The 14,816-nt window shown below is 59.1% G+C and carries 10 protein-coding genes and 1 tRNA gene; 8 read left to right on the top strand and 3 right to left on the bottom strand.

All coding sequences use genetic code 11. The annotated features are described in order from the left end of the window. Positions 1 to 38: 38 nt before the first annotated feature. The 4 genes from LXM96_RS12045 to LXM96_RS12060 all read left to right on the top strand — a co-directional run bounded on the left by LXM96_RS12045 (position 39) and on the right by LXM96_RS12060 (position 4,114). On the top strand, positions 39 to 1,136 hold the full coding sequence (locus tag LXM96_RS12045; protein ID WP_239998740.1) for a polyamine ABC transporter substrate-binding protein: 1,098 nt from the start codon (positions 39 to 41) through the stop codon (positions 1,134 to 1,136). A 75-nt stretch (positions 1,137 to 1,211) separates the two neighbouring features. Continuing rightward, positions 1,212 to 2,369, top strand: a complete 1,158-nt coding sequence (locus tag LXM96_RS12050; RefSeq protein ID WP_239998741.1) for an ABC transporter ATP-binding protein — start codon at positions 1,212 to 1,214, stop codon at positions 2,367 to 2,369. A 14-nt stretch (positions 2,370 to 2,383) separates the two neighbouring features. After that, positions 2,384 to 3,292, top strand: coding sequence for an ABC transporter permease subunit (locus LXM96_RS12055; protein ID WP_239998742.1), 909 nt, complete (start codon positions 2,384 to 2,386; stop codon positions 3,290 to 3,292). Between the two features lie 3 nt (positions 3,293 to 3,295). Continuing rightward, on the top strand, positions 3,296 to 4,114 hold the full coding sequence (locus LXM96_RS12060; RefSeq protein WP_239998743.1) for an ABC transporter permease: 819 nt from the start codon (positions 3,296 to 3,298) through the stop codon (positions 4,112 to 4,114). A 115-nt stretch (positions 4,115 to 4,229) separates the two neighbouring features. Here the strand turns inward: LXM96_RS12060 and LXM96_RS12065 are convergent, their stop codons facing one another. Next, a complete protein-coding gene (locus tag LXM96_RS12065; RefSeq protein WP_239998744.1) occupies positions 4,230 to 5,984 on the bottom strand; it encodes an AsmA family protein in 1,755 nt (584 codons plus the stop codon). A gap of 295 nt (positions 5,985 to 6,279) precedes the next feature. Between LXM96_RS12065 and LXM96_RS12070 the strand changes: the two genes are divergently transcribed. Beyond that, a complete protein-coding gene (locus tag LXM96_RS12070) occupies positions 6,280 to 8,163 on the top strand; it encodes an acetoacetate--CoA ligase (protein ID WP_394801949.1) in 1,884 nt (627 codons plus the stop codon). 55 nt (positions 8,164 to 8,218) lie between these two features. On the opposite strand, the gene LXM96_RS12075 is transcribed toward LXM96_RS12070, so the two are convergent. Further along, positions 8,219 to 9,823, bottom strand: a complete 1,605-nt coding sequence (locus tag LXM96_RS12075) for an ABC transporter permease (protein WP_394801950.1) — start codon at positions 9,821 to 9,823, stop codon at positions 8,219 to 8,221. A 103-nt stretch (positions 9,824 to 9,926) separates the two neighbouring features. Next, positions 9,927 to 13,541, bottom strand: coding sequence for a sensor histidine kinase (locus LXM96_RS12080; RefSeq protein ID WP_239998746.1), 3,615 nt, complete (start codon positions 13,539 to 13,541; stop codon positions 9,927 to 9,929). Between the two features lie 208 nt (positions 13,542 to 13,749). Here LXM96_RS12080 and LXM96_RS12085 point away from each other — a divergent pair, with 208 nt between their 5' ends. The 3 genes from LXM96_RS12085 (at position 13,750) to LXM96_RS12095 (ending at position 14,806) form a co-directional block, all read left to right on the top strand. After that, positions 13,750 to 14,199, top strand: a complete 450-nt coding sequence (locus LXM96_RS12085; RefSeq protein WP_317208248.1) for a phasin family protein — start codon at positions 13,750 to 13,752, stop codon at positions 14,197 to 14,199. A gap of 120 nt (positions 14,200 to 14,319) precedes the next feature. Beyond that, positions 14,320 to 14,396 (top strand) — tRNA-His (locus LXM96_RS12090). A gap of 164 nt (positions 14,397 to 14,560) precedes the next feature. Next, positions 14,561 to 14,806, top strand: coding sequence for a helix-turn-helix domain-containing protein (locus LXM96_RS12095; RefSeq protein ID WP_239998748.1), 246 nt, complete (start codon positions 14,561 to 14,563; stop codon positions 14,804 to 14,806). Positions 14,807 to 14,816 lie beyond the last annotated feature (10 nt).

A 14,816-nucleotide genomic window follows, 5' to 3' on the forward strand; every position in this document is an offset into this window, starting at 1 on the left:
GCCTCATGGGGCCAAAAGGAACTGGAACAGGAGAGACTATGAAGAACAAATTGCTCCACCTACCTGCTTTCGCTGTCAGTGCGCTTCTCGCCGCGACTGCCGCCACGGCCCAGGAACGCGTCGTCCACGTCTACAACTGGTCGGATTACATTGACGAGTCTGTGCTTGAAGACTTCACGAAGGAAACCGGCATCAAGGTCGTCTATGATGTCTTTGATTCCAACGAGATCGTCGAGACGAAACTACTGGCCGGTGGGTCGGGCTATGATGTGGTGGTGCCGACCGGACCCTTCCTGGCGCGCCAGATCCAGGCTGGCGTGTTCCAGAAGCTCGACAAGTCAAAACTGCCGAACCTCTCCAACATGTGGCCGCAGATCACCGAGCGGTTGGCAAAGTACGACCCCGGCAACGAGTATGCCGTCAACTACATGTGGGGCACCACCGGCATCGGCTATAACGTCGATAAGGTGAAGGCTGCGCTGGGCGACGTCCCTGTCGATAGCTGGGACGTTCTCTTCAAGCCTGAGAACGCGGAGAAGCTTGCCTCCTGCGGCATCAACATCCTAGACGCCTCTGACGAAACCTTCGCAATCGGGATGAACTACGTCGGCAAGGATCCGGACAGCAAGGAAACCGCGGACCTCGAAGCAGGCGCCGAGGTCTACATGAACATCCGGCCGCACGTGAAGAGCTTCAACTCTTCGGCCTACATTGACGAACTTGCCAATGGTGACACCTGCATTTCCATGGGCTGGTCGGGCGATGTGCTGCAGGCCAAGGCTCGCGCGGAGGAGGCGGGTAACGGCGTGAACGTCGAATACGTGATCCCGAAGGAAGGCACCTACATGTGGTTCGACAATCTGGCGATCCCGGCTGACGCCAAGAATGTCGACGAGGCTCATGAGTTCATCAACTACCTGATGAAGCCCGAGGTGATCGCCAAGGCGTCCAACTACGTCCAGTATGCCAACGGTAACCTAGCCTCGCAGGAGTTCCTCGACAAGGAGGTGCTGGAGAACCCAGCCGTCTATCCTCCGCAGGAAACCGTCTCCAAGCTCTTCACCATCTCCCCCTATGGGCCGCGCGAACAGCGCGTGCTGAACCGGCTCTGGACGCAGATCAAGACCGGTACCTGAGCAGTATAGGAGGGGCAGGGTGATCCTGCCCCTTTCTTCTTGTCGCGGTGATAGAAAGCTCAATTTGGGGGCGGCATGGCCAAATCTCTGGGACCCGTAAAGCGCAAGTTCGAACCTTGGAACGATCCCACCGCACAACCCTTCATCCGCTTTGAAAACATCACCAAGAAGTATGGCGACTTTATCGCCGTCAGCAATCTCAGCCTCGACATATACGAACGCGAGTTCTTTTCCCTGCTCGGCCCGTCCGGTTGCGGCAAGACGACCTTGATGCGCATGCTGGCAGGCTTCGAGGAGCCCACAGAAGGCCGGATACTGCTGCAGGGCAACGACATATCAGGGGTGCCTCCCTATCGGAGGCCGACGAACATGATGTTCCAGAGCTATGCGCTTTTTCCGCACATGACAGTGGAGAAGAACATCGCCTTCGGCCTTGAACAGGACAAGCTTTCAAAGGGGGAGATAGAGGGGCGCGTTCAGGAAATGCTGAAGCTGGTGAAACTGGAAGAGTTTGCCAAGCGCAAGCCCGGGCAACTCTCCGGCGGACAGCGTCAGCGCGTGGCGCTTGCGCGCTCGCTTGCCAAGCGACCAAAGGTCCTTCTTCTCGATGAGCCACTGGGCGCGCTTGATCGCAAGCTGCGTGAAGAGACTCAATTCGAGTTGATGGACATCCAGCATACGCTTGGCCTTACCTTCCTGATCGTCACGCATGATCAGGAAGAGGCGATGACCGTTTCCGACCGGATCGCGGTGATGGACAAGGGCGTCATCGTTCAAGTCGATACGCCGGCCGAAATCTATGAGGCGCCAAACAGCCGCTACGTCGCCGACTTCATCGGCGACATCAACATCATGGAAGGCACTGTAGTCGCGCCGTCGGGCGACGTGTCGCCCCAGCCTGTTGTAACTCTCGATTGTGATGGACTGATTGTGGCAGTCGAGCAGGACTGCGCCGCCAAGCACGGCGATCGTGTCGCTTTTGCCATCCGTCCCGAAAAGGTACGCATCAGTCCTGACCAGCCCGCCGACACTTCCGTGAATGCGGCCTATGGCGAGGTTTGGGACATCGGCTATCTCGGCGATTTCTCCGTCTTCCTCGTCAGCCTTTCCGACGGAAGGATTGTCCGCGCGGCGCAGGCGAACGTATCACGCTTGGTGGACCGGCCGATCACCTTTGGCGACATGGTGTGGTTGAGTTGGCCAAGAGACGCCGGTCTGGTGCTGACCCGATAAGAGGAGAGGCGGCAATGGCAGAGATATCGACGACCTCTCATTCCGGGCCCGCACGTTGGTTGGTCGTGGCGGTGCCTTACCTGTGGCTCCTGTTGTTCTTCGCCGCACCTTTTCTGATCATCCTGAAGATCTCGCTGTCGGACACGGCGATCGCCATGCCCCCTTACACGCCTGTCTTCGACAGTTTTGGCACCCTCGGCAATTTTGTCTCCCAACTCGACCTGGAGAACTATTTCTTTCTCGCAGAGGACGCGCTCTACATCCAGTCCTACCTGTCCTCGTTGCGGATGGCGTTCATCTCCACTTTTCTTCTGCTGGTGATCGGCTATCCGATGGCGCTTGCCATGGCCCGCGCACCCTCCCGGTGGAGGCCAACGCTGGTGATGCTGGTGATCCTGCCTTTCTGGACTTCATTTCTGATCCGTGTCTATGCCTGGATCGGCATCCTGAAGCCGGAGGGTCTCCTGACAGTGTTCCTGCAGACGATCGGCCTGATGGGCCCCGACGAGCAGGTGCAGGTCTACCGCACCGACATCGCCGTCTTCATAGGCATCGTCTATTCCTACCTGCCCTTCATGGTTTTGCCGCTCTATTCTGCGCTGGAGAAGATGGACGGCACGCTGCTGGAGGCGGCAAATGATCTGGGTTGCCCGCCGCTGAAGGCGTTCTGGAAGATCACCTTCCCACTGTCCATGCCAGGCGTGATCGCAGGCTCACTGATCTGCTTCATTCCCATCGCCGGCGAGTTCGTCATCCCGGACCTCCTGGGCGGGCCGGACACGCTCATGATCGGCAAGACGCTCTGGACGGAATTCTTCGGCAACCGCGACTGGCCACTAGCCTCGGCGGTGGCGGTTCTGCTCCTCCTGGTGCTCGTCGTGCCGATCATGATCTTCCAGAAGCAGCAGCAGAAGGTGGGGTAGACGATGAAATCGGCACGCTTCGATCCCGTCGTTCTAACGCTGGGTTTCGCCTTCCTCTACATCCCGATCATCATCTTAGTGGTCTATTCCTTCAATGCGTCTCGGCTGGTGACCGTCTGGGGCGGCTTTTCACTGCAATGGTACGCGGCGATGTGGTCAAACCAGGGGCTGATGGATGCTGCCTGGGTTACGGCCCGCGTCGCTGTGTTGAGCGCCACGATAGGGACGGTCTTCGGTACCATGGCTGCGCTTGCGCTGGTGCGCTACAGCCGGTTTCCAGGCAAGACACTCTTCTCCGGCATGATCTATGCCCCACTCGTCATGCCGGAAGTGATTACCGGACTTTCGCTGCTGCTGCTCTTCGTTGCGGTCAACGTAGACCGAGGATTCTGGACCGTGACGATCGCCCATACAACGTTTACCATGTGTTATGTAGCAATCGTCGTGCAGTCACGACTGCTGACCTTCGACCGGAGCCTGGAGGAGGCAGCGCTAGATCTGGGGTGCCCGCCGGTGAAGACGTTCTTCAAGATCACGTTGCCCCTGATCCTGCCCGCGGTTCTGGCCGGCTGGATGCTGGCGTTCACCCTGTCGCTGGATGACCTCGTTATCGCGAGCTTCACCACCGGCCCAGGTGCAACCACACTTCCGATCAAGATCTATTCGCAGGTGCGTCTTGGTGTAACGCCGGAGATCAACGCCATCTGCACGATCTTAATCGCTCTTGTGACGATTGGCGTTGTCTTTGCTTCCATCGCATCAAAACGGTCAGAACTTCGAAGAATCCGCGACGAACATGTCGCGTTGCGCGGAAGCCTCTGAAATTTGGAGGCGCGTGTTGTGCGCCTGAGCTTCCGCCTGCCTGTGCTTGATTGTCGACCAGATGCTGCAAGTCACGGGTCCCAATAGCGGTAGACACGCATTTGCCTCGGGGAAATCAAGGCACCTCTATAGCCATTGCGTCTGGCCAGTTTCCGCCAATAAAGATGCGTTTAGCAACTTGCTCAGAGGAGCGGGAGATGACGGCGGACAGGGCCAGACCGCCATTCCGGGAGGAGACGATGCCGGAAAGCGAAACGTTGGAGCTTTCGTCCTCGATCATCGCTCTTCTCACCTGCAACACGCCCTCCGCCAGGCGAACTTCAAGCTCAAGCTTCTCATACTCAAAGTCTTCGCCGTCCGGGTTGAGCAGGGGCAGATAGCTTTGCGTGCTGATCCGTTCCAGGACGACGATCGGATCAACATCGGGAAGAGCTCCGGCCCTGCTTTTGATGCGGAGGTCGCCTCGTCCTGTTGCAAGCGCTCCAAAGGATGGCCGGTCGTTGAAGGAGATGTCCGCCTCCACTGAACCCTGGCCCTCGGGCAGGGGCCCGTCTAACCCCAGGCTATGTGAAAGTTGAGCGAGATCAGCGTCGCCTACAGCGAATCGTAGATTGCCTCCTGCACCAAAATTGGCGCCATTTCCAACAATGTGCCCAGTGAGCCGGCCCCCGGCCACGGTGCCGTCCAGGATGTCGACCCGAGCCTCTTCCGCGCCACTCATGATACTGACAGCCACCTCGGTGAGGCTGAGCGGCCCGAGGGTCGCCTCCTCTCCCGATAGCCGCAGATCAAGGGCGAGTGCAGCAGGGCTTTTCGGATTTTCCTTCTCCACCGGGGCTCTAGTGATGGCTTCGATGAGCGACCTCATGTCAAGGCTTTCGAACGCAAGGGTTCCGGTGAGGCGGGCGGTTTCCGTAGGAGGAGCGTAGAAATCCACCACACCACGTCCGGAAGAGCCGTTCAGCGAAAGCTGCATATCCTCGAAACGCAATGTCCCTTCTGTCGTGAGCAATTGCGCAGTCATTTGGAACTGCGTAACGGGAGGCAGTTCGAAACGCTGTGTGCCTGTCCAGGCGGCAATTTCGGCAACATCAGGCGCGGCGACCTCCAACTCACCGGAGGCAAAGCCGTATTCTGCCAGGTTTGCGGAACCGGCAAAGCGGCCACTGAGGAGCGGGGAGGCTACGCTCCCTTCGAACGGCGCCGTATTGCCGGTCAGCAACAGCAGCGGCTGCGGCGAAGACAGATCGAGGCGCACGACCTGTCCCCCAACTTGGGCCGTTACGTGTGCACTCGCGGGGGCGGAAAGACGTGGCCACTGGATGTCACCGTTGATCCCGGTGGCTCTCCAAGTTTCCCCTGTCGAGACGTCTTGGACCTCAATGCGGCCGTTTTCGATTTCAATTTCGCCAACTTGGAGATCGAGTGCCGGGTCAAGAGCCGAGCCGGATGCCTCGACACTGCGTGCAGCGGCGCTGAGTTGGCCCCCATTGGCCCAATCCAGCCGGCCATTGCGGTCCCTGAGGACGAAGATTTCTGGATTAACCAGATGAAAATCTTCGAACTCCGCCCGCCCTTGGATTGCTTGGTACAGACCGAATCCGGCAGACAGCTTGGTCGCCCGCGACAGGAGCTGGACCTCTCCGGACGATACCTTGCTGACCGTCACGCGCTCCACCTCGATGCGCGGCTGTGGCCAGAAGCTGAGGGTTGTCTCTCCTTCAATCGCGACGTCGTGACCCGTCCATCGCGCGATGGCGCGCTCGATCCCGGCGCGCACGACGGTAGTCTGGATTACGAACGGCGCGGCCACGCGAAACAGGACCACGATCAGGATGATACACAAAACGATCAGCAGCAGCGCGCGCACGAGATGTCCAGACCACGGTGAGGCGGGACGAAGAGTGCCCGTGATGCGTCTGCTGCTGGATTTCATGATGTGAAACTGACCCGCCTTGATTGAACGGAGCGGCTAGCGCTGGGATGCCGATATAGGAAATCGCATTTGGGCGCAAATCGACAGGCTGTGCCTCCCCATTCCAATTTGTCTCGCGGTGCAGCATGCTGTACCTAGAGGAATGAGTGGAGGAGACGCCATGTATTGTGAGAAGCCGCTGTGGAGCCTTTCACGGGCCGAGCAGCAGAAGACACCGCTTTACGCATTCATGTCTTTGTGTGCAGAGCGCTACGGCAGCCCTATCAGCGGCTACAACCAATTCCATCAATGGAGCATAAGCCAACCAGAGCAGTTTTGGTCAGAGCTCTGGTCTTTCTGCAATGTGCGTGGAGATCCCGGCGATCAGGTGCTGATCAATGGCGACGACATGCTTGCTGCTCGCTTCTTTCCTCAGGCAACGCTCAATTTTGCGGAAAACCTGCTGTCGCGCCGCGGCGCGGGCGATGCCATCGTCTTCCGTGGAGAGGATAAGGCGCGGGATCGGTGGTCCTGGGACCGCTTGAGGTCTGACGTGTCCAAGCTTCAGCAAGCCTTGCGGGCCTGCGGAGTTGGCAGGGGCGACCGGGTCGCAGCGATGATGCCAAACATGCCGGAGACTGTTGCGCTGATGCTGGCTGCCGCATCGCTCGGTGCCGTCTGGTCGTCCTGTTCACCAGACTTTGGGGAGCAGGGGGTGCTGGATCGTTTCGGCCAGATCGACCCCAAGCTATTTATCAGTTGCGACGGCTACTGGTATAACGGCAAGGTTCAGGACGTTTCCGAAAAGGTGCGTGGCGTTTCGGCGGCTCTCGGCGTTCCCGTTTTGGTCGTTCCTTATGCTGGTGGCGCCGAATCTCTCGCGGCCACTCTGGCTGACGGTCGAACTTACGGCAGTTTCATCTCGGGCTTCGAAGAGAAAGACCTGGAGTTCGTCCCGCTCCCGTTTGATCATCCGCTCTATATCCTGTTCTCGTCCGGCACCACGGGAGTGCCGAAGTGCATCGTGCACTCTGCCGGCGGAACGCTTCTCCAGCACCTGAAGGAACATCGGCTACACTGCAGCGTCAGCGCCGGTGACCGGCTCTTCTACTTCACGACCTGCGGCTGGATGATGTGGAATTGGCTGGTTTCGGGTCTCGCAGTGGGCGCTACCCTCTGCTTGTTCGATGGCTCACCGTTTGCACCGGATGGTACAGTTCTGTTTGAATATGCTCAGGACGAGCAATTTACCATCTTCGGCACGTCGGCCAAATACATCGACGCTGTGCGCAAGAGCGGCCTCCGTCCAAAGGAAAGTCATGATCTCTCAGCTTTGCGGCTGATGACCTCCACCGGATCACCTCTGTCACCTGAAGGCTTCTCCTTCGTGTATGAAGGGATAAAGGGCGACGTCCAACTCGCCTCGATTTCCGGAGGAACGGACATCGTGTCCTGCTTTGTGCTGGGCAACCCGCTGGAGCCGGTATGGAAGGGGGAGATCCAGGGACCGGGTCTCGGTCTTGCGGTCGACATTTGGGACGATGACGGCAATCCTGTCCGTGGCGAGAAAGGTGAACTGGTCTGCACCAAGCCCTTTCCGTCCATGCCCATCATGTTCTGGAACGATTCTGACGGTTCCAGATATCGAGCGGCGTATTTCGAGCGCTTCGACAATGTCTGGTGTCACGGCGATTTCGCGGAATGGACGGACCATGGCGGTATCATCATTCACGGGCGCTCGGACACGACGCTGAACCCCGGCGGCGTGCGCATCGGCACTGCCGAAATCTACAATCAGGTGGAGCGGCTGCCGGAGATTGCCGAAGCTCTTTGCATCGGTCAGGATTGGGACGGCGATGTCCGTGTGATCCTGTTCGTCCGCCTCGCGCCGGAGCACGTCTTGGACGACGAACTGATCAAGAAGGTCAAGACGCATATTCGCATGGGCGCCTCACCCCGTCACGTTCCCGCTAAAATCATTGCGGTTCAAGATATCCCCCGGACGAAGTCTGGCAAGATTGTCGAACTGGCGGTCCGGGATGTGGTTCACGGGCGGCCGGTGAAGAACAAGGAAGCACTGGCCAACCCGCAGGCCCTGGAACTTTTTGAAGACCTTGCCGAATTGCGAGCTTGATGCCGGATCCCGGGTTGAAACAGTCGTCAGCGACAGTCGCTTCCGATGGTCGCTTTCAACTGCGTCGCTCGATGGAGCGGGAGACGAAAAGGATCGGGATCAGGCCAACGGCGATGATGATCATGGCCGCCACGGAGGAATCCTCGATCTTCGCGCGCGAAGCATCTTCATAGACGAGCGTCGCGAGCGTGTTGAAGTTGAAAGGCCGCAGCAGGATGGTCGCGGACAACTCCTTCATTGTCTCGATGAATACGAGTAGCGTTGCCGTCAGCATGGCAGGCTTCATGTTGGGAAGCAGGATCAACCACAGTGTTTGCCCCCGAGATCGGCCGAGGGTACGGGAGGCCATGTCCATGTGCGGCGAGAGCTTCTGGAAACCTGCATCCAGTGTTCCTTCGGCCATTGCCATGAAGCGCACGGTGCAGGCGTAAACAATGGCGAACCCGCTGCCGGACAAGAGGAGGCCGGTCGAGACGCCGAAGCTTGAGCGGAGGTAGCCGTCCAGTGCGTTGTCGAAGCTTGCGAGGGGAACGAGGACGCCGATGGCCAAGACGGTTCCCGGTATGCCGTAACCCAGCGAAGCCACGCGGCTCGCCAACATCGTTCCGGACGAGCGGTCGCAGCGGGTGGAGTAGGACAGCAAGAAACCAATTGCCGCTGCCGTGAAGGCCGCCGCAGTTGCGACCATAATGCTATTGAAAAGCGCGCTCAGAAGGCGTGGGTCGCTGTATGCTTCCAGGCGGCGCATCGCAAAGCCGCCTAGCACGATGACGGGAATAATGAATCCAGAGAGCACCGGCAGGCTACACAGAATGGTGGCCGCGGCCGCTGGTGCGCCACGCAGCCGCAGCCGCGTCATGTCGTTGACGCTCGTCGTGGTCTTGCTGCTCGAAAACCTCTGGCTTCGCCGCGCCATCCGCTCGAGCAGGATCAACAGCGCCACGAAGGCCAGCATCATCGTGGCAATCTGCGCCGCGCCTGCGAGGCTGCCACGGTTGAGCCAGGTGTAATACACGGAGAAGGTGAGCGTGTTGATGCCGAGAAACTCGACCGCCCCGATGTCGTTCATCGCTTCCATCATCACCAGGGTCAGGCCGACCATGATTGCAGGTCGTGCCATCGGGATTTGAATGCGCCAGAAGACCTTCGCAGGACCTGCGCCCAGCGTCCGGGCAACGTCTGCAGCGGCCCGCCCCTGCATCAGGAACATTGTACGGCACGCGAGGTAGACGTAGGGATAAAGAACGGAGCCCAGCACGAAAACCGCCCCGCCCATCGAGCGGATGTCTGGAAACCAGTAGTCTCGGGAGGTTTGATATCCGAAGAGGAGCCGATAGGTGCTTTGCAGCGGACCGGTGAAGTCGAAGAACTCGCCAAAGGCGTAGGCGGCGAGATAAGAGGGGACCGCGAGCGGCAGGATAAGGATGATGGAGAGTGTACGCCGTAGCGGAAACTCGAATGTCGTCACGAGCCATGCGGTAAGGGTACCGAAGACGGCCGTGAGCAAGCCCGTAAAAGACAGGAGCTCAACTGTTCGCCCCGTCGCACGAGGGACGATCGTGGTCATTACGTGGCGCCAGCTGTCATCGCCATCGGCAAACGCAATCCAGGCGACCGCGACGATAGGCATCGCAACGATCGTCGCAGTGGCTATGGCCATCCATGTCAGCAGTCGCGCAGGCTGGCGAGCCGCTAGTGGCATAGACTTCGGCAGAACGGGCAAGTGACCTCCTCTCGGCAGAGGACTGCTAATCACAGAGGTCTCAGTTCGCAAGTACCCTTTGCGGCGGGAAGGCGATCTCGACCAGCGTCCCTTCGTGCGGTTTGGACTGGATAGAGAAGTCGGCCCGATTTGCGTCGGCCATCGCCTTCGTTAGAGGCAACCCCAAGCCAGTGCCGTCGCCCCGCTTGCGCGTGCTGCCGGCAATCTGCCGGAACGGTTTCATGGCCGTTTCCAATTCCTGGCGTGTCATGCCGATGCCGGTATCCCGAACCCGCAGTACGACCCTTCCGTCGGCCTCGTAGACAGTTGAAACCACGATCTGCCCCCCCGACGGGGTGAAACGAATGGCATTGGAAAGGATGTTCAACGCGATCTGCTTTACCGATCGGTGGTCGGCCACCACCGGCGGCACTGCATAAGAGAGTGCGGTGCGGATAATCACCCGCTGCCCGTTGGCCTGAGGCTGCACGAGTGACACAGCTTCCGACACAGCTTCGTTCAAGTCCACCGCAGCAAAATCGAGGTCCATCTCGCCCGCTTCGATCTTCGAGATGTCCAGGAGGTCGTTGACGATGTCCAGGACATGCCTGCCTGACCGTACAATGTCATTCGCGTATTCGACGTATCGTGGATGTCCGATCGGCCCGAAACGTTCGCTCGACATCAAGTCTGCAAAGCCGATGATCGCGTTCAAGGGCGTGCGGACCTCATGGCTGACATGAGCCAGAAATTCGCTCTTATGGGCATTGGCAGTCTCGGCCGCACGTTTCGCGCTTCTGAGTTCCTCCTCCGTCCTTTTCCACTGTGTGATGTCTCGGATGACCGCACAGTAACCGTTCGAGGAACTAAGCCTGCCGATTGTCATGAAGAGCGGTATGAATCCTCCTGCGGCCTCACGTCCGATAACTTCCCGACCGTCGTTGAGGACACTCGCCACGCCATGGCCCGACAGTCCAGTCAGATAATCCATGATGGCTTTCTGGCTCTCATGCGCGAACAGCATGACGAAGGCTTTGCCCGCTGCTTCCTCGTTGTCGTAGTTGAAGAGGGCACTAGCGGCCCCGTTCATCGAGCGGATGTTACCTTCCGCGTCGATGACCACGACGCCGTCGGTAGCCGTTTCGAGGATGGCGCGTAGTTCGTCGACTTCCACCTGGAGGCGGAGGTTCTGATCGGGAGCCCGGGAGGTGGGAAGCGTAACCACCTGTGCCTCTGAAGCCTGCGGGTCCGCCTCTTGGAGGTATGGGACTGGCATCAACGCCAGCATCAATGCGGTCGCATTTTCAAAACGCACCGACTGTAGGCGAGCTGTCACCGGCACAACTTCGTCGTCGGCGCGAACGACAACCATACCGCCTGGTGCGTCCGTCTTCCCTTCCAGGTCGCGCCGCTGGAGGAGGGCGTCGAGGCCTCCGACTTCTGCCAGCTCCTGTAGCGTCGCATACCCCGTCAGGCGTAGGAATTCTGGATTTCCATGGATCAACTCGTCGCCGGCAATCACGAGAAGCGCAACCGGCATCTGATCCAGAACCTCGCTGGAGAGCCCGTTGCGCCCACGATGGATTGAGAGGCCGCTTTTGAGCTCCTTTGGCTGTTTGTCCGGGTCGGCCGCGGCCGGTTCCCCCTGCGCCAGATGGTCGACGTTGTACCCTTCGGCATCATCCGTCGTAGTCTCGGTCACCTCGTCTTCCAAGCTCACCAATTCTGGCGAGCTTATCACCTCATCCTCCGCATCCACTTCTACGGTCGGAGAGACAACCTCGGCATCCTCCGAGGCAGGCGCCTCTTGTTTTATCTCGGAGGTTTCCTGATCGATGGCGTCGGAGGGGGGCGGCGGCTCCGGGGTGTCCTCAAGGTCGCCTGTCGCTGACCGGCCAATGAAGCTGTCCAACTGGCGGGCGATCTCCTTGAAAGCCGCCTGCTCGACGGGCGACAGCGTCTCGCGGCGCTTTCTGCGCTGATCGAGCGGGATCACCTTTCCGGAAGCCTCACGGTCGTTTCCGACGATCCGGAGGGCCGGCCGCTCGCCGTCTGGCCATTCCAACGGCTGGTCTTCCACTGGGGGTGCCGGATCTCCTGACTCTGCCTCTGGCGCCGGATCGGCATCGGACGACAAGGACGTTTCCGTGCCGACGGCGCTGCTTCCCTCCTCAGCCCGCTCCTCGTCGTCCGACGTTTCCTCGGCTGAGGCGAGATCTTCTGAGACGTCGGGCTGGGCATCGAGGTCCTGGTCGAGAAGTTCCGCCTGCTCCTGCGCGCCAGCCGTTTCAGCCGGCGAATTCCCGAGGCCAAGACCCACAGCGTGCGGATCCTCGATAGCATCGGCGACGCGAATTATCCCGAAGCCGCGAAATCCGTCGAAAATACGAGAGCGCGTATAAGTAGGCAGTGCGGCCAGGTCTATGGGAACAGCAAGAGAAGTCCCCTCCACCGGCCACCATATCGTTTTGCCGGACCACGTATCCCGTTTGCGCAGTAGCTCAGCAATCTTCCCTTCCGGGTCGAGGTGGAACAGACCCGCGACGTCGTTGAACGGCATGCCCGTAATATCGGCTGCGTGTGGCCCCACGGTCTTTGCGAATTCCTCCGATATCTCGCAGAACCTTCCTTCGGCATCGATCTTCCAGACAAAGCGGGTAGCCCGGGCATCCCGGCGAAAGACGAAGCTTTCCATGTCGATCAGCGAAGGCTGCCGAGGGGCGAGTTCTGCCGTCGAGACATCGGCAGCGTGCTGCGGCTTCGCCTCGAGGACGGATTCGCGCTCGGTATCCAAGTCCGGCTGCGGCACTTGCTCTGCCAAGGGCGCAACTGGCTCAATCTCCAATGGATCGGTCTCGGCAAAGTCGTCGATCTCCGGCAGATCCTGAAGTTCGGCAACGTCCTCGATAGCCTCGTCAAAGGCCGGACGCGCGGGAACCTCCGGGGGGATGCCTCCAAATGTTTCGGCTTCGCGTTTGCCGTCTTCTTCGCCGGGAGGCTGGTCGGTCCCGGGCGCGGCCGCCTCGACGACGAATAGGAGGTGGAGAGCCGGATCCGCAGACACCTTGGCCATGGCTGCCGGCAGATAACCCTTCGCCGTGGGAACGGGGCGCTTCACGAGGCCACTGGCATCGGCTCCAGACATCGTCACCAGCATTCGGGCCGTCTGGGGCGTCAGCTCAAGCTCCTTATAACCGTGAGAGCAGGCGATAGCCTTTCCGTCTGCATCAACAACGGCCAGATGGGTATCCGGATCATCCAGGCCGTCGATCATGCTGTTTGCACGGTCGATGGCAGTCATGGGAGTTTGGTCGGAAGGTGCATAAAAAAGGACGCACGGCTGGCCATATACTTCTATGAGTGTACAGGATCCCGTAACGGTGATGCGGCGGAAGCCACTGGCAACACGTACGGTTACCGAAACCGTGTCGCCAAGGTTCCGCAGCTTGCGGCTCACCGCTGAAATCTGTCGCAAGAGCAGGCTGTTTGCCGGCGGCCCCTGGTCCAGTAGGTCATAAACGGAACCATATCCGAACAGAGTAGCCCCGCGACCGTTCGCCCATATGATCTCGTTCACGTCAGGGGAGAGCAGCGCGACAGCTTTGCCTGCGGCGAAATGTTCTCGGACGTTCTCCTGAACGGCAATATCGATGAACGGGTATTGGATCATTGGCATGGGCTGAGCCTAGGGTCGCGCGACATGTTAACAGACAGTTAATAGCGACAGCTGCTGTTTAGGTCCACAAGCGAGCTATGTTAAGGCGCTACAAGGTTAACGAAGTGATTTGTGCAGTGCACAATAAATGTTGCAATGCGATAGCGTATGCTCTATATGTAGGCCATGGGACCTGACATTAGTTGGGCGCAACCAAATTGAGGAAGAGATCATGGCATACCGTTCAGATGACGTTTTCTCCTTCACGGCGTTCGATCCGGCGACGCTGACGGAGAGCTACCGCGCATTCACCGAAAAGGGTGTCGCTCAGACACGTGAAACCTATTCCCGGGTCAAGACCGCAGCGGAAGAGGCAAGCAAAGCCGCCGAAGCGACGTTGCAGTCTGCTCAAGCAGGCTCCGTGGAGATTGGCCTGAAGGCAATCGAAGCCCTGCGGATTAACACGGACCTGTCGCTTTCGCACATGGAATCGCTGATGGGCGTCAAGTCGGTCTCTGAATTCCTTGAGTTGCAGACCACCTTCATCCGCAAGCAGGCGGAACTGACAGTCGAGCAGGCGAAGTCGCTCCAGGATGCCACACGCAAGATGGCTGAAGCAGTAAGCCAACCCGGTAAGGAAGCGGCCGAGAAGGCAATGTCCAACTTCAAGGCGGCCTGACCCAGGAAGGTTTTGCCCTTCGCAAGCCAGCGGAAAAACGCTGGCTTTGCCGTTTGAGGGGCTTGCAAATATCGGTCGATGCTCGTATTGGAGCCGCACGGCGCCAAGAGCGTCGATTGTGCGGTTGTAGCTCAGTTGGTTAGAGCGCAGGTTTGTGGCACCTGAGGTCGGAGGTTCAATTCCCCCCAACCGTACCACTTCCTATCTGGTTACAGCTTCATGGAGCTCACCTGCCGGTGATGGCTCCGACTTGTCATTGACACAGAACTACCTACTTTGTTGCGACGCACAGCATCGCGCTCCCATTTTATATGATTTTCAAACATCGCTTTGGCGAGACCCTGTTGAAGGAGTTGTCCTTATGTCGATTTGTATCAGCAGCTTTGAAGCCGACGCCGATAAACAAGTTATCGGCCGTCAGTTGGCAAACGCAGTCAGCGAGGCTCGTGAGGCTGTCGGCTATTCCCTCGAGCAATTGGCCGTCACAACCGGGTTGACTGTTGATGAATTGGTCGCGGTAGAAGGCGGAGAGGGGGCCGACCCGGCGCTGTTGCAGCGGATCGCAAGCGGCCTGGGACTGCCCGCCGCCGCGTTCATAGCGGCCTGATTTATGCGCG

The organism is Rhizobium halophilum (genome assembly GCF_021648825.1).
In the GTDB taxonomy this organism is placed as follows: Bacteria; Pseudomonadota; Alphaproteobacteria; order Rhizobiales; family Rhizobiaceae; genus Neorhizobium; species Neorhizobium halophilum.